The sequence below is a fragment of the Streptosporangium lutulentum genome, from assembly GCF_030811455.1.
Classification (GTDB): Bacteria; Actinomycetota; Actinomycetes; order Streptosporangiales; family Streptosporangiaceae; genus Streptosporangium; species Streptosporangium lutulentum.
The window spans coordinates 4227726-4248279 of the sequence record NZ_JAUSQU010000001.1 but is presented as its reverse complement, the minus strand read 5'-3'; the positions used below and the strand labels follow the sequence as shown (position 1 = coordinate 4248279).

21 protein-coding genes are annotated in these 20554 nt (G+C 69.8%); 13 read left to right on the top strand and 8 right to left on the bottom strand.

Annotated features, from left to right (window positions below):
- The first annotated feature begins 70 nt into the window (after positions 1-70).
- Positions 71-1051, top strand: a complete 981-nt coding sequence (gene whiA, locus J2853_RS19000) for a DNA-binding protein WhiA (RefSeq protein ID WP_089212700.1) — start codon at positions 71-73, stop codon at positions 1049-1051.
- Between the two features lie 120 nt (positions 1052-1171).
- Here the strand turns inward: whiA and J2853_RS18995 are convergent, their stop codons facing one another.
- Positions 1172-1678: a hypothetical protein gene (locus J2853_RS18995; protein WP_307559759.1), complete on the bottom strand. Its 507-nt coding sequence runs from the start codon at positions 1676-1678 to the stop codon at positions 1172-1174.
- 214 nt (positions 1679-1892) lie between these two features.
- On the opposite strand from J2853_RS18995, the gene gap reads away from it, so the two are divergent.
- The 5 genes from gap (at position 1893) to J2853_RS18970 (ending at position 5654) form a co-directional block, all read left to right on the top strand.
- Positions 1893-2897, top strand: a complete 1005-nt coding sequence (gene gap, locus J2853_RS18990; RefSeq protein ID WP_307559757.1) for a type I glyceraldehyde-3-phosphate dehydrogenase — start codon at positions 1893-1895, stop codon at positions 2895-2897.
- Positions 2897-4084, top strand: coding sequence for a phosphoglycerate kinase (locus J2853_RS18985; RefSeq protein WP_307559755.1), 1188 nt, complete (start codon positions 2897-2899; stop codon positions 4082-4084). The genes gap and J2853_RS18985 overlap by 1 nt, the downstream gene beginning before the upstream one ends.
- Positions 4085-4861, top strand: coding sequence for a triose-phosphate isomerase (gene tpiA, locus J2853_RS18980; protein ID WP_307559753.1), 777 nt, complete (start codon positions 4085-4087; stop codon positions 4859-4861). It begins immediately after the preceding gene.
- A 133-nt stretch (positions 4862-4994) separates the two neighbouring features.
- The gene (gene secG / locus J2853_RS18975; RefSeq protein ID WP_089212697.1) at positions 4995-5225 is read left to right on the top strand and encodes a preprotein translocase subunit SecG; all 231 of its coding nucleotides are present in this window, start codon (positions 4995-4997) and stop codon (positions 5223-5225) included.
- 81 nt (positions 5226-5306) lie between these two features.
- Complete coding sequence (locus J2853_RS18970) at positions 5307-5654, top strand: RNA polymerase-binding protein RbpA (protein WP_012892502.1); 348 nt, start codon at positions 5307-5309, stop codon at positions 5652-5654.
- Positions 5655-5878: 224 nt separating this feature from the next.
- Here J2853_RS18970 and J2853_RS18965 read toward each other — a convergent pair whose 3' ends face one another.
- From J2853_RS18965 to J2853_RS18955, 3 genes are all read right to left on the bottom strand, one after another.
- A complete protein-coding gene (locus J2853_RS18965) occupies positions 5879-6550 on the bottom strand; it encodes a response regulator transcription factor (protein ID WP_307559751.1) in 672 nt (223 codons plus the stop codon).
- Positions 6547-7722, bottom strand: coding sequence for a sensor histidine kinase (locus tag J2853_RS18960; protein WP_307559750.1), 1176 nt, complete (start codon positions 7720-7722; stop codon positions 6547-6549). The genes J2853_RS18965 and J2853_RS18960 overlap by 4 nt, the downstream gene beginning before the upstream one ends.
- A gap of 135 nt (positions 7723-7857) precedes the next feature.
- A complete protein-coding gene (locus tag J2853_RS18955; RefSeq protein ID WP_307559748.1) occupies positions 7858-8352 on the bottom strand; it encodes a hypothetical protein in 495 nt (164 codons plus the stop codon).
- A gap of 405 nt (positions 8353-8757) precedes the next feature.
- Between J2853_RS18955 and J2853_RS18950 the strand changes: the two genes are divergently transcribed.
- The gene (locus J2853_RS18950) at positions 8758-9267 is read left to right on the top strand and encodes an ArsR/SmtB family transcription factor (RefSeq protein ID WP_307559746.1); all 510 of its coding nucleotides are present in this window, start codon (positions 8758-8760) and stop codon (positions 9265-9267) included.
- Between the two features lie 33 nt (positions 9268-9300).
- Positions 9301-10098 carry a M23 family metallopeptidase gene (locus J2853_RS18945; RefSeq protein WP_307559744.1) on the top strand — a complete coding sequence of 266 codons (798 nt, stop codon included), beginning with the start codon at positions 9301-9303 and terminating at the stop codon, positions 10096-10098.
- Positions 10099-10225: 127 nt separating this feature from the next.
- Here the strand turns inward: J2853_RS18945 and J2853_RS18940 are convergent, their stop codons facing one another.
- Positions 10226-10828, bottom strand: coding sequence for a TetR/AcrR family transcriptional regulator (locus tag J2853_RS18940; protein WP_307559742.1), 603 nt, complete (start codon positions 10826-10828; stop codon positions 10226-10228).
- Positions 10829-10916: 88 nt separating this feature from the next.
- Between J2853_RS18940 and J2853_RS18935 the strand changes: the two genes are divergently transcribed.
- From J2853_RS18935 to J2853_RS18925, 3 genes are all read left to right on the top strand, one after another.
- The gene (locus J2853_RS18935; protein ID WP_307559740.1) at positions 10917-11657 is read left to right on the top strand and encodes an SDR family oxidoreductase; all 741 of its coding nucleotides are present in this window, start codon (positions 10917-10919) and stop codon (positions 11655-11657) included.
- 10 nt (positions 11658-11667) lie between these two features.
- Positions 11668-12555, top strand: coding sequence for an SDR family oxidoreductase (locus J2853_RS18930; protein WP_307559738.1), 888 nt, complete (start codon positions 11668-11670; stop codon positions 12553-12555).
- Positions 12556-13100: 545 nt separating this feature from the next.
- Complete coding sequence (locus tag J2853_RS18925; RefSeq protein ID WP_307559736.1) at positions 13101-14198, top strand: arabinan endo-1,5-alpha-L-arabinosidase; 1098 nt, start codon at positions 13101-13103, stop codon at positions 14196-14198.
- 177 nt (positions 14199-14375) lie between these two features.
- Here J2853_RS18925 and J2853_RS18920 read toward each other — a convergent pair whose 3' ends face one another.
- Positions 14376-14966: an ArsR/SmtB family transcription factor gene (locus tag J2853_RS18920; protein ID WP_307559734.1), complete on the bottom strand. Its 591-nt coding sequence runs from the start codon at positions 14964-14966 to the stop codon at positions 14376-14378.
- Positions 14967-15032: 66 nt separating this feature from the next.
- Here J2853_RS18920 and J2853_RS18915 point away from each other — a divergent pair, with 66 nt between their 5' ends.
- Together J2853_RS18915 and J2853_RS18910 are read left to right on the top strand one after the other, a co-directional pair.
- Complete coding sequence (locus J2853_RS18915; protein WP_307559732.1) at positions 15033-16304, top strand: MFS transporter; 1272 nt, start codon at positions 15033-15035, stop codon at positions 16302-16304.
- Between the two features lie 204 nt (positions 16305-16508).
- Positions 16509-17786: a serine hydrolase domain-containing protein gene (locus J2853_RS18910; protein WP_307559730.1), complete on the top strand. Its 1278-nt coding sequence runs from the start codon at positions 16509-16511 to the stop codon at positions 17784-17786.
- On the opposite strand, the gene J2853_RS18905 is transcribed toward J2853_RS18910, so the two are convergent.
- On the bottom strand, positions 17777-18619 hold the full coding sequence (locus J2853_RS18905; protein WP_307559728.1) for an MBL fold metallo-hydrolase: 843 nt from the start codon (positions 18617-18619) through the stop codon (positions 17777-17779). The genes J2853_RS18910 and J2853_RS18905 overlap by 10 nt on opposite strands.
- Positions 18620-18855: 236 nt before the next feature.
- Positions 18856-20469, bottom strand: a complete 1614-nt coding sequence (locus J2853_RS18900) for an amidohydrolase (protein ID WP_307559726.1) — start codon at positions 20467-20469, stop codon at positions 18856-18858.
- Between the last annotated feature and the right edge of the window lie 85 nt (positions 20470-20554).

Here is a 20554-nt window from a genome sequence, read left to right as displayed (position 1 = left end):
GAGAAACTTCTGTGAGCCTGATTTTTATCTCGGGCCGCATGGGGGTCTGTATGGGGGAGGACGAACGCACATGGCGATGACAGGTGTGGTGAAGGACGAGCTGAGCCGGCTGCCGGTCCTGAAGCCTTGCTGCCGTAAGGCCGAGGTGTCGACACTCCTTCGGTTCGCGAGCGGGTTGCACCTGGTGAGCGGGCGAATTGTGATCGAGGCGGAGCTGGACACCAACGTCACGGCCCGGCGACTCATCAAGGACATCAACGAGGTGTTCGGGCACAAGGCCGAGGTGCTCGTCCTGGCCCCCGCGGGGTTGCGCAAGGGGTCGCGATACCTGGTGCGCGTCTACCGCGACGGGGAGGCGCTGGCACGGCAGACCGGGTTGATCGACAACCACGGACGCCCGGTCCGCGGCCTGCCCCGTCAGGTCGTCGCGGGAGCCACCTGTGACGCCGAGGCGGCCTGGCGAGGGGCTTTCCTGGCTCACGGCTCCCTCACCGAGCCGGGGCGTTCGATGTCGCTGGAGGTCACCTGCCCGGGGCCGGAGGCGGCGCTCGCGCTGGTCGGGTCCGCCCGGAGACTGAAGATCCACGCCAAGGCCCGCGAGGTCCGCGGTGTCGACCGGGTCGTGGTCCGTGACGGCGACGCCATCGGCGCGCTGCTGACCCGGCTGGGCGCCCATGACAGCGTGCTGGCCTGGGAGGAGCGGCGAATGCGCCGCGAGGTGCGGGCGACGGCCAATCGTCTGGCCAACTTCGACGACGCCAACCTGCGCCGCTCCGCTCGCGCCGCGGTCGCCGCGGGGGCCAGGGTCCAGCGGGCCCTGGAGATCCTCGGCGAGGAGGCTCCCGAGCATCTGGTGATCGCCGGTCGTCTCCGGGTGGAGCACAAGCAGGCCTCCCTGGAGGAGCTCGGCCAGCTCGCCGATCCGCCGCTGACCAAGGACGCCATCGCCGGCCGGATCCGGCGCCTGCTCGCCATGGCCGACAAGCGGGCCCAGGACATCGGCATCCCCAACACCGAGGCCAACCTCACGGTCGACATGCTGGCGCCGTAGACGAGCCCGTGGGCGAGTCCGCGAGCGGCGGAGAGCCGGCGCCCCGTGCGGGTCCGGGCTCTCCGCTCGTACGGCCCGCGCCTCGTTCGCCGGCAGGCGTCTCTTCGGGCGAGGGTACGGCTAGGCCCGCTTCCGCGGGGTGACGTCGTCCGCGTGCCCGGCCTCGTCCCGCTGCGGGAGGGACGGGGCGGCGAGCGCTCTGCGGGCGGACGTGACGTGCTTGCGCACGAAGCCGAAGCCCGCGCAGGCGGCGATCACCCAGAACAGGATCCAGACGGGTCGATCCCCGAGCTGCTGGGGGAAGGCCGTGTACGTGTCGCGGAGGGCGGCGCCGTAATCGCTGCCGGACCTCTGCGCCCAGCTGACGGTGCTTCCGGCCAGCTGCCCGAGTGCGGCGCCGGCCAGTGAGAAGAGGGCGGCCAGCGGGGGCAGAACCGGGCTCGTGGGCTCGGCCGCCGTCATGGCGAGCCCGACGAGGACGCCGACGCCGGCGCCGACGTACCCGAACCCGTAGCCGCTGAAGCCGAGGAGCGCGCCGTAGGCTGCGGCGCCCAGGACCATGGCGCCGAGACCGGTGAGGACGCCGGGTAAGAGCCCCTTCGTCAAAAGACGATCATTGTCTGTCATGGCTGGTCCTTGGGGGGATAGCGGTGTTTAAAGTGACGAGTCGGGCACTTTACTTGAATGGTGCGATACCTGTTCATGGGTTAGGGAAGAACCGACCCGACCCTCCCAGTGGTCTAAACCAATTTGGGTCCTATAGGGTTTGTGGTTGAGGTTTCAGCCCACACAAGTCGCCGGTCCTGCGGACCGGCGCATCGACGTACGAGGAGATCTGCACGTGAGCATCCGCGTAGGCGTCAACGGATTTGGCCGTATCGGCCGTAACTTCTGGCGTGCGGTCGCTGCCAGCGGCAAGGACATCGAGATCGTTGCCGTCAACGACCTGACCGACAACGCCACGCTCGCCCACCTGCTCAAGTACGACAGCATTCTCGGCCGCCTGCCGTACGAGGTGAAGAGCACCGCCGACGAGATCATCGTGGACGGCAAGGCGATCAAGGCATTCGCCGAGCGCGACCCCGCCAAGCTGCCCTGGGGCGACCTGGGCGTCGACGTCGTGGTGGAGTCGACGGGCTTCTTCACCGACGCCAACAAGGCCAGGACGCACGCCGAGAACGGTGCCAAGAAGGTCATCATCTCGGCTCCGGCCAAGAACGAGGACGTCACCATCGTGATGGGCGTCAACCACGACAAGTACGACCCGGCCAACCACACGATCATCTCCAACGCGTCCTGCACCACCAACTGCCTGGCGCCGATGGCCAAGGTCATCCATGACACCTTCGGTATCGAGAAGGGTCTGATGACCACGATCCACGCCTACACGCAGGACCAGAACCTGCAGGACGGCCCCCACTCGGACCTGCGCCGCGCCCGCGCCGCCGCGATCAACATCGTGCCGACCTCCACCGGCGCGGCCAAGGCCATCGGCCTGGTGCTGCCCGAGCTCAAGGGCAAGCTCGACGGCTTCGCGCTGCGCGTGCCGATCCCCACCGGCTCCGCCACCGACCTCACCGTCGAGGTCGGCCGCGAGACCACGGTCGACGAGGTCAACGCCGCGCTCAAGGCCGCGGCCGAGGGTTACCTCAAGGGCTACCTCAGCTACACCGAGGACCCGATCGTCTCCAGCGACATCGTCACCGACCCGTCGTCCTGCATCTTCGACGCCGGCCTCACCAAGGTGATCGGCAACCAGGTCAAGGTCATCGGCTGGTACGACAACGAGTGGGGTTACTCCAACCGTCTCGCCGATCTCATCGAGCTGGTCGGCGCAGACCTCTGATGAAGGACATCTCCGAGTTCGACGTGGACGGCCGGCGCGTTCTCCTGCGCGCCGACCTCAACGTCCCCCTCGAAGGGGACGTCATCACCGACGACGGCCGGATCCGCGCCTCGGTGCCGATGATCGAGGAGCTCGTCGGCAAGGGCGCCCGGGTGGTCGTCATGGCGCACCTGGGACGCCCCAAGGGGCAGCCGAACCCGAAGTACTCCCTCGCCCCCGTCGCCAAGCGGCTGGGTGAGCTCCTGGGCGCCGAGATCGCCTTCGCGACCGATGTCATCGGGGATTCGGCCCAGGCCGTCGTGGGGGCCCTGCAGGGCGGCCAGGTGGCCCTGCTGGAGAACCTGCGCTTCGAGCCGGGCGAGGAGTCCAAGGACGACGCCGAGCGCGCGGAGTTCGCGGCGAAACTGGCCGCCTTCGGCGACGTCTACGTCGGCGACGGCTTCGGCGCGGTGCACCGCAAGCACGCCAGCGTCTACGACGTGCCGAAGCTCCTGCCGCACGCCGCGGGCAGGCTGGTCCTGGCCGAGGTCGCGGTGCTGAAGAAGCTGACCGACGAACCCGCCAGGCCGTACGTCGTGGTGCTGGGCGGCGCCAAGGTCTCCGACAAGCTCGGCGTCATCGGCAACCTGCTCGGCAAGGTCGACCGGCTCCTCATCGGAGGAGGCATGGCCTACACCTTCCTGGCGGCCCAGGGCTACGAGGTCGGGCAGTCGCTTCTCCAGAAGGACCAGCTCGACCAGGTGCGGGGCTTCCTCTCCGAGGCGGTCAAGCGCGGCGTGGAGCTCGTCCTCCCGGTCGACGTGCTGGCGGCCACGCACTTCGCCGAGGACGCCGAGTACGAGGTGGTCGACGCCACCGCGATCCCGGCCGACAGGGAGGGTCTCGACATCGGCCCGCGAACCCGCGAGTTGTTCGCGAGCAAGCTGGCCGACGCCAAGACCGTGTTCTGGAACGGCCCGATGGGCGTCTTCGAATTCGAGGCGTTCTCGGACGGAACACGCGCGATCGCCGAGGCGTTGATCCGAGCGGAGGCGTTCACGGTCGTCGGCGGGGGAGACTCCGCCGCCGCGGTGCGACGGCTCGGTCTGCCCGAGGACGGGTTCTCGCACATCTCCACCGGTGGCGGTGCCAGTCTGGAATACCTGGAGGGCAAGACCCTGCCCGGACTCGTCGCCTTGGAGGAATAGGTGCGCAAGCCGCTCATCGCCGGTAACTGGAAGATGAACCTCAACCATCTTGAGGCCATCATCACCACCCAGAAGCTGGCGTTCGGACTGAACGACAAGGACTTCGACAGGGTCGAGGTGGCGGTGCTCCCGCCGTTCACGGATCTGCGCAGCGTGCAGACCCTGATCGACGGCGACAAGCTGCGGATCGAGTACGGCGGGCAGGACCTGTCGCAGCACGACGGCGGCGCCTACACCGGAGACGTCTCCGGGGCGATGCTCGCCAAGCTCGGCTGCACCTTCGTCCTGGCCGGGCACTCGGAGCGGCGGCAGTATCACCACGAAGACGACGACCTCGTCAACGCGAAGGTGCAGGCCGCCTACCGCAACTCGCTCACGCCGATCCTGTGCGTGGGGGAGGGGCTGGCGATCCGCCAGGCCGGCGGCCAGGTGGCCTACACCGTCTCCCAGCTCGACGGCGCGCTCCACAAGGTCACGGCCGAGCAGGCCGCGTCCATTGTGCTCGCCTATGAGCCGGTCTGGGCGATCGGTACCGGTGAGGTGGCCACTCCGGCCGACGCTCAGGAGGTCTGCGGCGCATTGCGTGCCCGACTCGCCGAGCTGTATGACGGCGAGGTGGCCGCCGCTGTCCGTATCCTTTACGGTGGATCGGTCAAGTCTGACAACATCGCAGGCATCATGGCTCAGACTGATGTCGACGGTGTCCTGGTCGGTGGCGCGAGCCTCGACCCGGGAGAGTTCGTCAAGATCTGTCGTTTTGGCGAAATATCTGCCTGACTCGGCTATTCGGGGGGTGTGACTTGACAACAGGTCATACCCTCGTAGAGCAAGTTTGAATCGTCACGCCGTAGGCGTCATAACAAGGGTCGCGCCCGGACGCGGGCCGCGCGAAATAGGGAACAGGTCAACCGTGACAATCGGAATTTCCATCGCCCTCATGTTGTCGAGCTTGCTGATGATGCTGCTCGTCCTGCTCCACAAGGGCAAGGGCGGCGGTCTGTCGGACCTCTTCGGTGGCGGTTTCTCGTCGTCGTTCGGAGGTTCTTCCGTGGTGGAGCGCAACCTCGACCGCCTCACGATCATCACTGGTGTGGTCTGGTTTGTCTGCATCATCGCGCTGGGCCTGCTCCTGAGGCCCTGACCCGGCTTCGACAGGCGTGACAGTGGTTCAGCCCCCCGCATCCATCCTGAGCGGAGGGGCCATCGAGCAAGGAGTTCATCCGTGGGTAGTGGCAACGCGATCCGTGGCAGCCGTGTCGGCGCCGGCCCTATGGGGGAGGCGGAGCGCGGCGAGGCGGCTCCCCGTGTAAGGGTCCCCTTCTGGTGCGCGAACATGCATGAGACGCGTCCCAGTTTCGCCAGCGACGCGGCCGTCCCGGAATTCTGGGACTGCCCCCGGTGTGGTCTCCCTGCCGGTCAGGACGAGGCCAACCCGCCCGCGCCGCCGCGTAACGAGCCGTACAAGACGCACCTCGCCTATGTGAAGGAGCGTCGTAGCGACAAGGACGGCGCTCAGATTCTGGCTGAGGCACTGGAGCGCCTGCGCTCCTCCTCGCGCCCGATCTACTAGGTACGGCCAAGCTCGCAGGGCCCCCGTGGAACTCGTCCACGGGGGCCTTCCGTATGTCCGTGCCGGGTCCGTCGAGATCGGCTCCAGACGGAGACGCGACCTGCTCGGGCCGGTCGGACCCGGTGGTGAGATGATCTGCGCGGGCCGGTCGGTCACGGTGGTGAGGTGGTTCGCTCGGGCCGGTCGGGCCCGGTGGTGAGGTGGTTCGCGCGGGCCGGTCGGTCTCAGGTGTCGGCGATGCCGCGGCGATAGGCGTAGGTGACGGCCTGGGCGCGGTCGCGGACCCCGATCTTGGCGAAGAGGTTGTTGATGTGGGTCTTGACCGTGGCCTCGCTGATGAACAGGACGGCGGAGATCTCGGCGTTGGAGTGGCCCTGGGCGATGAGACGCAGGACCTCGGTCTCCCGCCTGGTCAGGCCGTCGGGCGGATCGCCCTTCCGCTGCCTCTGCTCCCGGCCCCGGCCGGATGAGGCGGGCGGGGTCATGGTCTCCAGGAGACGGCGCTGGACCGTGGGATCCAGTTGGGCGTCGCCCCTCATCACGGTGGCGACGGCCCGGGAGATCTCCTCCGCGCCGGCGCTTTTGGTGAGGAAGCCCCTGGCCCCGGCCTGGAGGGCGGCGAACACCGACTCGTCGTCGGAGTAGGTGGTCAGGACGACGACCTGAGTGTCCGGATACGCGGCGCGGATCCGCCTGGTGGCCTCGACGCCGTCCATTCTGGGCATCCGCAGGTCCATCAGGACCACGTCCGGGCGCTCTGCTTCGATCAGCCGCAGCGCGGCTTCGCCGTCACCCGCCGAACCGACCACCTCGATGCCCGGCAGCAGTCCGAGCAGCAAGGTGAGCCCTTCGCGCACGACCGTCTGGTCGTCGACCACGAGCACCCGGGCGGTCATGCGGGCCGCCCGGGCGAGGTCCGGCCACCGGCCATGACGGCGCCTTTCCCCGGTGCGGGGTCAACCGTCACCGGCAGTCTCAGCCGGACCCGGAATCCTCCGTCCCGTTCTCCGGCCTCCAGGACTCCGCCGAGCAACTCGGCCCGTTCCGCCATTCCCACGAGTCCGTATCCTCCGCCCGGCGTTCCGGGGCCGTCACCGGCGGGATTGGTCACCTCCAGCTCACACGCCCCGTCCTCGAAGCTCAGCCGTACGGCCGCGGGCGCCCCGGGGGCGTGGCGGCCGACGTTGGTGAGAGCCTCCTGCGCGGTACGGATCATCGTCAGTTCGGCCTCGGGGGTCAGGCGGCGCTCGGGGCCCGTCACGGTGAGCACGCACGCCTGGCCGTTCGTGGAGCGGAACTCCTCGGCCAGTGTCCTGAGCGCCACGGGCAGCGGTGGGCTGTCCTCGCGCAGCGCGGACACCGCTCTGCGGGCCTCCTCCAGGCCGGTCTTGGCCAGTTCTCTGGCGCGCTCGACCCGGTCAAGGGCTTCCCCGGACCGTTCGGCCTGCAGCAGCAGGCGCGCGCCCTCCAGGTGGACGATCTGCGCGGACAGGGAGTGGGCCAGGATGTCATGGATCTCCCTGGCGATCCGCGCCCGCTCGGCGAGCACGGCCTCCCTCTCCTCGGCGTTCCTGACCGCCCTGCGCTGCCGGATCGAGTGGACGGCCAGGAAGACCAAGCAGACGCTGAAACCGAGGCTGAGCTCCTGGTCCCAGCGGCGATCGGCCACGCCGACCATCAGCAGACCGGCCAGGGCGAGAAGCCCGACCGGAAGCGCGCGAACGAGCGGATACCTGAAGGCCGCGACTCCGACGGCGATGAGCAGGGCGGTGATGGCGGGGCTACCGTCAGGGGAGACGGCCAAAAGCCCGATCGAGGCCGCCACGGCGGCGCCGAGCCTGACCGGAATCCCCAGGATCGTGACCGGGGGCCGCACCTCGTGCGCCCGGCGCAGGGGGGCGAGCGCCAGAGCACCGACGATGATCACGACCAGGCCCGCGATGAGAAGCCCGCGCCTGGCCGAGGTGGAGCCGAGCTCCTGTTCGACCTGGGCCACGGCGAATACCGTGATTGCCACCAGACGTGCAATGACCGGGATGATCACGGCTTTCGGGCGGATCGCGGTCATGTCAGAAAGATACCGAGAAGGCGGGTGGCCTCCCGCTTCGGGCCGCTCGCCGTACGGCGACGCCGGGGTCGGGGGAGCGGTGAACGACGGCCGTGAGCGGGCGTGGCCGTACGGGGGCGGGGACCTGGGAGGCGATCACGAGCCGACCGGGGTGACGGGGGAGGGGGAGAGCGGCAGGGCGCGGGCACGCCGGGCGACGAAGAGCGACTGGGCGCCGATGGTCAGGCCGACGAAGAACAGCAGGGCGGTGGGGGCGAAGGCGAGGTCGAGGCCGAGGGCGGGGCCGACGCCGAGCAGGGCGACGCGCGTGGCGAGTGAGGCCAGCCAGCCCACCAGGGTCCAGCCGGTGGCCCTGGACCACGCCGCTCCCGTCTCATCCCGCCAGACCCGTACGGTCGCGGCGCGCACGACGCCGAAGGCCACGGCCAGGGCGGCCTCCACGATCAGCAACGTCACGCTGAGAACAGGGTGGCGCGTGTCGATGAGCCCCCCGGAGAGAAGGCCTATCGCGATCATGGCTATGGCGGTGTAGCGAAGACCGTGTCCGGAGACGAGCCGGGTCTTCATCTGGCGGTAGAGAACGAAGACGGTCAGGACGAGGGTGAGGGCTGCGATCTGTATCGGGTCCATGCGTCAGACGATAGAAAGGCGCAGCTCAGAGCGGATCGGTGCGGCGGTGGAGATTCTTCTCTCCACCCGTGGATGGAGTTCGAGGAGGCGGCCGCCTGGCGGACGACCGGTCCGACGGCCATCCCGGCGCGGGGTTTCGCCGAGCACGCCCCGTCACGCGAGCCGGGACGTCGGGTGCCGATTCGCATGGGCATCGCGGGGCGCGGAGGGCGGACGACCTCGCCGAGGATCTCAGCGGATAAGGGCCTCGACGGATGAGGGCGGGGCCGTGACCTGGGGTGGGTCGCTTGCCATGGCCGGCGCGGGCGTGGTGCGCGATCCAGCGTGCAGGCTCCTTCCGCGCCAAGCCATCAGCCCCGTTTTCACGCTTTTTGACGTTTGTACGTAATTACGTAAAATAAAAAGATGAAGCTTGAGGAACGCGTAGCCGCGTTGGAACGCCGGATTGAGGCGCTTGAGGGGGTGGACCGCGAGGGGAGTCGCGCGGTCCCCCCGGAGGACACCGACTTCTGGGCCCTGGAAGGTCTGAAGGCGAAACTCGCCGAGAGTGAAGCCGCCGACGGTGGCGTTCTGTTCGCCGGGGCGGTCCGGCTGCCGACGAACGAACGATACGAGTGGCAGCAGGCACTGCCCGCCGGCGCCCTCCTTGATGAGGATTGGTCGGACGCCGCGGAGTCCTTCGCGGCACTGGGGCATGCCGTACGGATGCGCCTGCTCCGGGAGATCCTCGGCGGACGTCGCGCCGTCGCCGACCTGGCCGCGCTCGACGGCCTCGGCACCACCGGTCAGGTCTACCACCACCTGCGTCAACTGACGTCCGCGGGCTGGCTGCACACCGCGGGTCGAGGCCGCTACGAGGTCCCTCCGGGACGGGTGGTCCCGTTGCTGGTGGCGCTGGCCGCGTCTCGACCCTGAACCTGATCGGCACACGATTACCTGGGGGTGCTCATGCGCAAAATATCCATGGTTCTGTTCCGCTGCTGCCTGGTGGTGTTCTTCGCGCAACTCGTGGCGGGATACTTCTTCGACTTCTCCCGGTGGTGGGGCTGGATCCCGCTGGGGTTGGCGGTGGTCCTGCCGATCGTGCTGAACAGGAGACCCGCCTCGCCCGGCACTCCGCCGGCCGTCGAGGTCGACCCACCGGTCACCGGTCGCTGGTCGGCTCTCAACAGCCCGGCTGACAAGGTCCCCAGTCACGGCACCCGCGTCTACGGCCAGGCGTACGCCATCGACATCACGGCGGAACCGGAGGGCCGAGCCCGTCCCGGCTTCGGCTGGTGGCCCGTCGTCCGCCGCAACCGCGACTTCCCGGCCTTCGGCGCCCCGCTCCTGGCTGTCGCCGACGCCACCGTCGTACGTGCCGTCGACCGCAACCGCGACCACCTCAGCCGCAACTCGTTTCCGGCTCTGCTCTACCTACTCGTCGAGGGGATGTTCCGTGAGATGGGCGGCCCCGGCCAGGTCGTCGGCAACCACGTCGTCATCGACCTGGGCGAGGGAACGTACGCCATGTACGCCCACCTCCAGCGCGGTTCGCTGGCCGTCCGCGAGGGTGACCGGGTCCGCGCGGGCCAACTGCTGGCCCGCTGCGGAAACTCCGGCAACTCCACCGAACCGCATGTGCACTTCCAGCTGATGGACAACCCTGACCTGGACGTGGCCCACGGAGTTCCCTTCTCCTGGCGCGGCGTCGGAGTGCCCGGCAACGGTGAGGTCTTCTCGGTCGACGAACCCGCGATGCCGTAGTACGTGATCGGCACCCGCCCACGGCCCCGATCCGACGCCGGGCCGGTGGCCGGAGACGGCTCCGGATGCATGAAGATCACGAACCGGGGCCGGGGCGCTGGGCCGTCCGGCACCGTTCGACGGCCGCTCAGGGGCGTCTGATCCCGTTCAGCAGGTTCCTGACGAGAGCCTCGGCGAACTCGTCGGTCAGCGGCAGGTCGGGGATGAGGAGCCGGTGGTAGCAGGCGCCCCAGAGCTGGTCGACGACCACTTCGAGGTCGAGGCCCTCACGGAGTTCGCCGCGCCGTCCGGCCCGCTCCAGGATCTCGACGGCGAGCGCTCTGCGTGGGGCCGAATAGCGCTCACGAAAGGCGGCCATGAGCTCGGGGTCGGTCTGGCCCTGGCCGATGAGCTCGGGCATGACGCGCCCGGCCTGGGTATCAATCATCAGGTGGACGAACGCCCGCAGCTGCGCGGTGAGGTCGGCGGCGAGGTCGCCGGTGTCGGGGAAGGCCAGGGTGGGGCCGACGACGCTGAAGTAGCCGTCGAGTGCCAACGCCCCCTTGGACGGCCACCACTTGTGGAGCGTCACCCTGCTCGCGCCCGCGAGGGCCGCGACCTTCTCGATGGTGAAGGAGGCCATCCCCTCCGCGAGCAGGAGCTCGCCTGCCGCTCGCAGGACCTCGCGGCGCACCTCGTCGGCCGGGCGGCGCCCGCGCCCGCGGCGGGCCGGCTCCGTGGACTGCGTCACCGTCTACCTCCAGGGGTTATATGGACACTGTGTTCATAATCATGTATATGTACATAGCGTACACATATTTGCGAAGGAGCACCTCACCATGAGCGCTACAACAGCTCGCGTCGCCATCGTCACCGGAGGCTCGCGGGGGATCGGCCGCCAGGTCGTGAGCCGGCTCGCCGCCGACGGGTACGCCGTCGTGGTCAACTACGCGAGCAACGACGCCGAGGGCCGGTCGGCCGCCGAAGAGGTCATCGCGAAGGGCGGGCAGGCGCTCGCCATCCGGGCCGACGTCAGCGACGAGGTGGCGGTCGCCGCGCTCTTCGACGCCGCAGAGGAGGCCTTCGGCGGCGTCGACGTCGTCGTCAACGCGGCCGGTGTCATGACTCCGGGCACCCCGCTCGTCGATCTCGACCTGAACGTGCTGGACCGTGTGATGCGGGTCAACATGCGCGGCGCCTTCGTCGTGGCCCAGCAGGCCGCCCGCCGCCTGCGCCGGGGAGGCGCCCTGATCACCTTCTCGACCTCGGTCACAAAACTGGCCCACCCCGGCTACAGCGCCTACAACGCATCCAAAAGTGCCGTCGAGGGAATGACCCTCATCCTGGCCCGCGAGCTGCGCGGCAGGGACATCACGGTCAACACCGTCGCACCCGGGCCCACCGCCACCGACCTCTTCCTGGGGGCCAACACCGAGGAGGCCATCGCCAGGCTGGCGGCCCAGCCGCCGCTGGAGCGGCTGGGGCAGCCCGCGGACATCGCCGAGGTCGTGGCCTTCCTCGCGGGTCCGGCCCGCTGGGTCAACGGACAGGTGCTGCTGGTCAACGGCGGAATCATCTGAGGGGCCGGGCATGAACAAGGTCATCCTTATCACCGGCGCGTCCAGCGGGTTCGGCGCGCTCACGGCGCGGGCCCTGGCCGATGCCGGGCACACCGTCTACGCGAGCATGCGCCAGACCGAGGGCCGTGGCGCGTCCCACGTCGCCGAGGCGGCCGCCTACGCCGCCGAGCACGGCGTCGACCTGCGCACGATCGAGCTGGACGTCCTGTCCCAGGAGTCGGCGGACGCCGCGGTGGCCGCGATCATCGCCGAGCACGGACGCGTCGACGTGATCGTGCACAACGCCGGGCACATGGTGCTCGGTCCCACGGAGGCCTTCACCCCCGAGGAGATCGCCCACGTCTACGACGTCAACGTACTGGGCACCCAGCGGGTCAACAGGGCGGCCCTGCCGCACCTGCGTGGCAGGGGGCAGGGCCTGCTGGTGTGGAACTCCAGCTCCAGCGCCAGGGGCGGAACCCCGCCCTACCTCGGGCCCTACTTCGCGGCCAAGGCCGCGATGGACTCACTCGCGGTCGGCTATGCCGCGGAGCTGGCCCGCTTCGGCATCGAGACCTCGATCGTCGTGCCCGGCTCGTTCACCTCGGGGACCAACCACTTCCTGCACGCCGGGCACCCGGCGGACAAGAAGACGGCCGATGCCTACGAAGAGCACTACGCGGGACTGCTCGACCAGGTGGGGCGGCGTCTGGCGGCGCTCGCCCCACCTGACGCCGACGTCGCGGAGGTGGCCGAGGCGATCGTGCGGATCGTGGACCTGCCGCACGGCAGGCGGCCGTTTCGCGTTCACGTCGACCCGGCCGACGACGGCGCCGAGGTGGTCAACGCCGTCGGCGACCGGATCCGCGCCGAGTTCTACCGCAGGATCGGCATGGAAGACCTGCTCAGCCCCCGGTAGGAGGCGGCGGGCGACCGGCCGTCGCCTCCTGTCTGATTCACGGAGATCGGGAAGGGCCGGGCGCCCTCCCCGCTGCGGACCCGGCCGGATCTCGATCTCGACGTCCGCCGTGGGGAGCCTGTGACGCTGCCCGACCCCGCCACCCGGAAGCACGCGCAGGCGTGGAGTGGCCTGGCGGTCACGGCCCTGATCGGAGTGTCCGCCGCGCCGGGTGAAAGTTTCACGGTCGGAGGCTCGGGTGTACGGCGGGTATCGCAGGCCGGAGCGCGGCGACAGGCACCTGTCCGGGGAGATCGCCCGGAGAGGGTTGACGCAAGTAAGCGCTTTCCATAGCGTGCAGTCAGTTCGTTACATGCAACGCAACTCCATGTTAAGAAACATTGTTAGTCGATGTTACAAAACATGGCAAGCCGGTGGTGCTCGCGGATCCTGGTCTGACCGCCGCTTCCGTCATCACGGCGCCCGCTGAGCCCTGCGGCCGGTCCACCCCCCACCCGGCCGCAGGAGGGGACATCTCCACCCTGTCGAGATCGGGATGTGATGACATGAAACGCCCCAGCCGAGGACTGATCGTGGCGTGCGTGCTCGCCGTCGCGACGCTGGGAATCCCGCGATCCGCGACGGCCGCCCCCGGCCCTCCGGCGGCGACCGTCACTCAGGGGTCCGGCGGCGCGGAGTCCGCGTTCGCGGCAGGGGGCTCCGGCGGAGCGGCCACCGCCCGGAGTTCCGCCGCCGGCGCCTCGCTCGCGGAGTATCCGGGACCCGGACGGGTCACCGGGGACGTCCTGGTCCACGACCCCTCGATGGTGAAGACCCCCGACGGCCGCTATCTCCTGGTCCACACCGCCGACGGTCTCGGCATCAAGACGTCCACCGATCGGACGGCCTTCCGCAACGCCGGGGTCGTCTGGCCGAACGGGGCGCCCTGGACCACCGCCTACACCGGCGGGAGCCGCAACCTGTGGGCGCCCGACATCTCCTACCGCAACGGCCGGTACTACCTGTACTACTCGGCCTCCAGCTTCGGGTCGTCCCACTCGGCGATCTTCCTGGCCACCAGCACGACCGGGGCCTCGGGGTCCTGGACGAACCAGGGGATGATCATCGAGACCACCTCCGGCAGCGGCTACAACGCCATCGACCCCAACCTCGTCGTCGACGCCCAGAACGGGTGGTGGCTGTCCTTCGGCTCCTTCTGGTCCGGCATCAAGATGATCCGGCTCGACCCCGCGACGGGCAGGAGGTCGACCTCCGACACCGCCGTCCGCGCCCTGGCGCAGCGGACCACCGCCTCCGGCGCGGTCGAGGCGCCGTTCATCTACCGGCACGGCGGTTACCACTACCTGTTCGTCTCCTTCGACCTGTGCTGCAGGGGCGCCCAGAGCACCTACCGCACCATGGTCGGCCGTTCGACGTCGATCACGGGTCCGTTCGCCGACCGCAACGGGACCCGGATGACATCGGGTGGGGGAACGGAGATCCTCGCGGGCCACGGCGGTGTTCACGGTCCCGGGCACAACGCCGTGCTGTCCGATTCCGACGGCGACGTTCTCGTCTATCACTACTACGCCGACAACGGCTCCGCCCGGCTCGGCATCAACCTGCTCGGCTGGGACTCCGGCGGCTGGCCGTACGTCTACTGACGACCGGCACGGCCGCCGCGACGCGGGCGGCCGGTGCTCCGGTTCTCGGGCCGGAGGCGGACGCCCGCGGAAGTGTCCGGGCGCGATCGTGTCCGCGGTGAGACCTCCCGGAGGGGTACGGCCGCCGTCTTCCTCATGCGAGACGGCGGCCTTCCTCACGCGAGGCGGGGCCGTACGTCATTCGGGTGAGTCCTGCTCCCCGAGGCCGACGGGGAAGGCGTCGAAGTGGACGATGACACGGGCGGTGTCCGGTGTCTCCTCGTCCCGTCCCCTGACCTTCCGATGATGCGCGTCCAGGACCTGTAAGACCTCCCGCGTCAGGTCGGCGAGTTCCTCCCGGGTGAGGCGCAGCGCCGTGTGATTGTGGGCCCCGGCCTCGATCCACGGCCGGGAGGTGGTCCGTGACTCCTCCATCCAGCGGGTGAGCTCGGTACCTCGCTGGCGAATCATGTCCGAGAGCAGGAACTCGGCGGCGTCAGCGGTCTTCGGGTCGCGGCGGAACCGGTCACCGTCGAAGCCGTAAGCGCGGCTGCGCCACCAGCGCTCCTTGCCCTTGCCGCGCTCCGGAACGTCCTCGATGAGTCCGTGCCGGGCGAGTATGCGCAGGTGGTAGCTCGTCGAGCCGGTGTTCTCGCCGGTCTGGGCGGCGAGCTGGGTCGCCGTCGCGGGGCCGTGGTGGTCGAGCAGCTCCAGCAGGCGGAGCCGTACGGGGTGGGCGAGCCCCTTGAGCGCCGAGGCGCCGAGGTCGTTGGACTTGTCATTCGTCATGTGCATCCGTATCTTTGCAAAGGAACGTTTGCATACTTTCCTTTACACGATACCGGAGGCATGGCGATGGGACGATCTTTCCGCTGGTTGTGGACGGCCTCGGGCCTGTCCAACGTCGCAGACGGCGTCGCGGTCGTCGGCGTGTCACTCATCGCGGTGACCCTGACGCGCTCGCCGCTGCTGATCTCGCTGGTCAGCGCGGCGGCATCGCTGCCGTGGCTGCTGTTGACGCTGCACGCGGGCGCGCTCGCCGACCGGCACGACCGGCGGCGGATCATGGTCACGGCCAACTGGACGCGTGCGGGTGTGCTGGCCGCGGTGGCCCTGGCCGCGTGGCTGGGAGTGCTGAGCCTGCCGGTGCTGCTGGCCGGAGCGTTCCTGATCGGCATCGCCGAGGTCTTCGCCGACACCTCGGCGCAGTCCGTGCTGCCGATGGCGGTGCCGCGTGAGGAACTCTCCGGCGCCAACGGCAAGCTCATCGCGGTGCAGACGATCGGCAACAACTTCCTCGGGGCACCGCTGGCCGGCCTCCTCATCGGATTCGGCGCCGCCGTCACGGTGGGGGCGCCCGCCCTGCTCTACGCGGTGTCGGGGCTCGCCCTGCTCGGCATGCGCGGGCGTTTCCGCGTCGAGAACCCGTCCACGCGTCCCCTGCGCTCCGACATCGCCGACGGCCTGCGCTATCTGTGGAACCACCGGGTCCTGCGTGCGCTCTCCGTCTTCGCGGGCGTGCTCAACTTCGCGAACGCGGCCTACTTCGCGGTCTTCATCCTGTGGGTCGTCGGTGAGGAGTCGCGGGTGGGGCTCTCGCCCAGCGGCTACGGGGTTCTCGCGGCGATGCTGGCCCTCGGGGCGGTGACGGGTTCCCTGCTGGCCGAACGCCTGGCGCGGCATGCCGGTCAGGTGCGGGTGCTGATCGCCGCCAACCTGGTCAACGGCGTTTTCCTGCTCGTGCCCGTCCTCCTTCCCACCGTCGCCGCCATCGGCGTCGCCGCGGTGGTCCTCGGCCTGACCAGCGCCGTCTCCAACGTCCTCGTGGTCTCGCTGAGGCAGCGGCTCGTCCCGGATGAGCTGCTCGGCCGCGTCAACGCGACCAACAGGTTGATCGGCATGGGGGCCATGCCCCTGGGCTCGGCGGCCGGAGGGTTCCTCGGCGCGGCCGCCGGGCTGCCCGCCGTGTTCTGCACATCCGCCGTCCTGTGCGTCGTCGCCGTCGCCGTCGTCTCCCGGACCGTCACGACGCGCTCGGTGTCCGACGCGGAGGCCGCGGCCCAGCCCGTGGCCCAGCCTGTGACGACGCCGGCCGCGCCCCTGACCCCCGCCGCGGATCTGGGGTGATCCCGGCCGCCGGCCCGGCCTCGTCCGGCGGACATCGAGGATGAGCGCTCCGGCCCCGATCGCGAGTCCGTCCGTGTGGCCACCCGGCCGACCGGTGCCCGCGGAGGCCGGAGCCGGTCCGGTTTCAAGCGGGACCATGCGATAAGAAAGGTATGTCCGTAATATGTGGGGCTTCGTGCCACATATGTGACTTGGGGGTCGGCAGTGACAGCAGACAAGACCGGACTTACGCGCCGTCGTCTTCTTCAGGCGGGAGCCGGGGCCGTCCCCGCCCTCGTCCTGGGTGCGGGGCCCGCGCGAGCTGCCGCGACAGCCCTGGTCAGCGGGACGGTTCCCGTGGCGCTGAAGGGCTTCGACACCATGATGCAGAAATACATCACGGAGCGCGAGATCAGCTGCGCGCAGCTCGCGGTCGCGCGGAAGGGCAAGCTCCTGCTGGCGCGTGGCTACGGTCTCTACCTGTCCAGCACCAGTACGAGCGGCCCGTCGATCATGTCGCACGTGCAGCCGACCTCGCTGTTCCGCATCGCGAGCCTGAGCAAGCACATCACGTCGGCCGCGATCATGCGCTTGGTCCAGGACGGCAAGCTCAGCCTGTCCGCCCCGGTCACCACGCTGCTGGGCCTGTCCGCGGCGGCCGATCCCCGGCTGCAGCAGGTGACCGTGCTCCGCCTGATGCAGCACCTGGGCGGCTGGGACACGAGCGTCTCACCGGACCGGCTCTGGATGGACCACACGATCTCCGCGGCGCTCGACGTGCCACTGCCGATCGATCACGCGGACATCATGCGTTACTCCACGGCCCGTCCCCTCGACTTCACCCCCGGCTCCAAGATGGTCTACAGCAACTACGGCTACATGCTGCTCGGCCGGATCATCGAGAAGGTCTCCGGCCAGAGCTACGAGTCGTACGTCAAGCAGAAGCTCCTCGCCCCGGTCGGGATCAGCAGGATGCGGCTCGGCCGCAGTCTCAAGACGGAGCGTTTCCCCAGCGAGGTCGGCTACGTCTCGAAGTACACCAATAAATCCGTGATGGACGGGTCGGGCACCGTCGTGCCGTACCCCTACGGCGGTTTCAACATGCCCAACCAGGACGCCAACGGCGGCTGGACGGCCTCGGCGGTCGACCTGCTGAAGTTCGCCGAGGTCTTCGACGCCGCGGGCCCGGTGCTGAACGCGGCCTCGATCGCCAAGGTGTTCGCCAAGCCCGAGACCGGGGTCAACGGCAACGGGTCCTGGTACGGCGGCGGCTGGTGGGTCCGGACCGCGGGCAGCGGCATCAACACCTGGCACAACGGGTCGATGCCCGGCACGTTCTCCTTCCTGGCCCGGCTGAGCAGCGGCGTCTCCTACTGCGCCGTGTTCAACCGCCGCGAGGAGGAGGGGTCGCTCGACTTCGATGTGATCGACCCGCTCCTCGGTCAGGCGGCCGGCGCGGTGACCTCGTGGCCGACGACCGACCTCACCCCGAACTACTTCTGAGGCGGCGCCGGGGGGCGTTCTTGCCGGGAGTCGTCCAGGGCGAAGGCCAGGTAGCGGTCGGCGGAGCGGCGGACGGCCTCGGCGCCGCCGGTGTGCACGACCCGGTTCCACCAGCCGCCGTAGACGCGTTCGAAGGGGTAGGGCTCCAGCAGCGACAGGGCCCGGCGGACCGTGCGGGGACGTTCGGGGATGAGGTTCGGGTAGCTGTACATGAAGCCGACCCAGCGGCGGTCCGCCACCACCTGGAGGATGTCGCCGGAGAACAGGGCGCCCCGGCCCTCCTCGCCGTCGCGCCAGTGCATCACCTGGCCGCCGTCGAAGTGCACGCCCGCGTTGATCAGTGTCAGCCCCTCGCGGATCTCGTGGGTGTCGCCCTCCCAGAACACGACGGACTCGTCGGGGCGGGCCACCCACGGGCGGTCGGCCGCGTGGATGTAGACCGGTGCGTCGAAGACGTGCGCCCACTCGACCATCGAGCCGTAGAAGTGCGGATGGCTGATCGCGATGGCGTCGATCCCGCCGAGCTCCGTGACCTGCCTGATCACGTCGTCGTCGAGATGGGTGACCATGTCCCACAGCACGTTGCCCGCGGGCGTGCGGACCAGCAGCGCGCGCTGCCCGATGGCCGTGGCGGGGTCGGTGCCGACCCCGACCACCCCGGCGCCCTCCTCGGCGATTTTTGTCCTGTGCCCGGTACGGCGCAGCTCGTCGAGGGAGGTCCACCGCTGGCCCTCCCAGCCGACGTACTGGCGTTCGTCATCGCAGATCGGGCAGTTCTCCCGCGGGCCGGCGTACTGGACCCCGCAGGTGACACAGATGGGCAGATCGTTCACGGCGTGCTCCCTCGGTCATCAGGTGATCGGCGCGGACGGAGACACCCGATGTCCCGAGGCGGGCCGGAGGAATCGCGGGGGAGGCCACCGCGACGGTCCGGGTCTCACGGACGAGACACTACAGGTCGGTGAGCAGGGCGTGGCCGGTGCGGAGCAGGCCGTACGCCGCCGGCCGATGAGCGGCGCCCGGCGGCGTACGGCGAGAGCGGGCCCGTCGTGAGACGGGCCCCGCTCGTTCAGCGGTGGTAGACCTCCTGGCCGCCGACGAAGGTCATGGCGACCTTCGTCCGCCAGATGTCGGCCTGGGGCTCGGCGAACGGGTCGCGGTCCAGGACGACCAGGTCGGCGCGGTTGCCGGGGATGACGGTTCCCGCGTCGTCGTCGCGGTTGATCCAGGCCGACCCCGCGGTGTACGCCGTCAGCGCGGTGGCCAGGTCCAGCTTCTGGCCGGGCAGGAACGGGATCTGCGCCGTCGGGTAGCCCGCGTGCACCGAGCCGCCCGGCTCGGTGCGGTTCACGGCCACGTGCATGCCCTGGATCGGGTCCGCGCTGGAGACCGGCCAGTCGCTGCCCGCGCAGAAACGGGTGCCGGCGTGCAGCAGGTCGGCGAACGGATACTGCCAGGAGGACCGCTCGTCGCCCAGGAACGGGATGGTCAGCTCGTCCATCTGGGCGTGGTGGGTGGCCCAGAGCGGCTGCAGGTTGGCGGTGACGCCGAGCCGGTTGAAGCGCGGCACGTCGGAGGGCTCGATGATCTGCAGGTGCGCGATGTGGTGCCGGTTGGCCGGGTCGCTGCCCTCCAGGCTGTCCAGCGCCTCGCGGACGGCCCGCTCGCCGATCGCGTGGAAGTGCACCTGGAAGCCGTGCCGGTCCAGCTCGGCGACGTGCTTGTTCAGCTCCACGGGATCGATGTAGGACAGGCCGGTCCCGCCGCAGCGGCAGTAGGGCTCGATCACCGCGGCGGTGAAGTTCTCGGTGATGCCGTCCTGCATGATCTTCACCGACGTGGCCTGGAAACGCTCCAGGCCCTCGGCCGACTCACGGCGCTTCAGGAGCTCGGGGATCTGCTCGGCTCCGCGCGTGCGGTCCCACCAGAGCGCGCCCACGACCCGGGCCTTCAGCAGCCCCGAGGCCGCGGCCGAGACGTAGGTGGACAGGTGGTCGACGGAGCCGGCGTAGGAGCCGACGATGGCGTCCTGCCAGCCGGTGACGCCCTGGGAGAACAGGTACCGCTGGGCCTCCAGCAGCGCGTCGGTCCGGTCCTGGGCGGTGGGACGCGGGGTGAGCAGGCCCACCAGGTCCATCGCGCCCTCGTGCAGTACCCCGCTCGGCGTGCCGTCGGCGTCGCGTTCGATCCTGCCGTCGGCGGGGTCGGGGGTGTCGCGGGTGATCCCGGCGATCTCCAGCGCCCGGGTGTTCACCCAGGCGGCGTGGTGGTCGCGCTGGATCAGGTAGACGGGCCGATCGAGGAAGTCGATCTGCGAGCGGTGGGGGAGGCCGCCGGGGAAGGCCGCCATGTCCCAGCCGCCGCCGTCGATCCACGCGTGGCCGGGATGGGATCCGGCGTAGGCGGCGATCCGCTCCAGGTACTCCGGCAGGCCGTACACCTCGGCCAGGTCGCACTTGGCCCGTTCCAGCCCCGCCTGAACCGGGTGGATGTGGGCGTCGGTGAAACCGGGGGTCAGCAGGCCGCCGCCGAGGTCCACGGTCTCGTGGCCGGGGGCCGCCAGCCGTGCGAGGTCGGCCTCCCCGCCCACGGCGCTGATCCGGCCGTCCCTGACCAGCACCGCCTCGGCGAAGGCGTCGGCGGCGAGGAACACCCTGCCGCCTCGGAAGAGGAGGTCGCTCACCGGATCACCGCCGGGAGGAAAGTCGCTCGCGGGCCACGGCCGTCGTCGCCCAGCGGCCCCGCGAACTCGCGGCCTTCGTACAAGC

Coding starts and splice junctions, on each gene's coding strand:
- whiA (WP_089212700.1), top strand. CDS start 71: ATGGCGATGACAGGTGTGGTGAAGGACGAGCTGAGCCGGCTGCCGGTC.
- J2853_RS18995 (WP_307559759.1), bottom strand. CDS start 1,678: ATGACAGACAATGATCGTCTTTTGACGAAGGGGCTCTTACCCGGCGTC.
- J2853_RS18985 (WP_307559755.1), top strand. CDS start 2,897: ATGAAGGACATCTCCGAGTTCGACGTGGACGGCCGGCGCGTTCTCCTG.
- J2853_RS18965 (WP_307559751.1), bottom strand. CDS start 6,550: ATGACCGCCCGGGTGCTCGTGGTCGACGACCAGACGGTCGTGCGCGAA.
- J2853_RS18960 (WP_307559750.1), bottom strand. CDS start 7,722: ATGACCGCGATCCGCCCGAAAGCCGTGATCATCCCGGTCATTGCACGT.
- J2853_RS18955 (WP_307559748.1), bottom strand. CDS start 8,352: ATGGACCCGATACAGATCGCAGCCCTCACCCTCGTCCTGACCGTCTTC.
- J2853_RS18950 (WP_307559746.1), top strand. CDS start 8,758: ATGAAGCTTGAGGAACGCGTAGCCGCGTTGGAACGCCGGATTGAGGCG.
- J2853_RS18945 (WP_307559744.1), top strand. CDS start 9,301: ATGCGCAAAATATCCATGGTTCTGTTCCGCTGCTGCCTGGTGGTGTTC.
- J2853_RS18935 (WP_307559740.1), top strand. CDS start 10,917: ATGAGCGCTACAACAGCTCGCGTCGCCATCGTCACCGGAGGCTCGCGG.
- J2853_RS18930 (WP_307559738.1), top strand. CDS start 11,668: ATGAACAAGGTCATCCTTATCACCGGCGCGTCCAGCGGGTTCGGCGCG.
- J2853_RS18925 (WP_307559736.1), top strand. CDS start 13,101: ATGAAACGCCCCAGCCGAGGACTGATCGTGGCGTGCGTGCTCGCCGTC.
- J2853_RS18920 (WP_307559734.1), bottom strand. CDS start 14,966: ATGACGAATGACAAGTCCAACGACCTCGGCGCCTCGGCGCTCAAGGGG.
- J2853_RS18915 (WP_307559732.1), top strand. CDS start 15,033: ATGGGACGATCTTTCCGCTGGTTGTGGACGGCCTCGGGCCTGTCCAAC.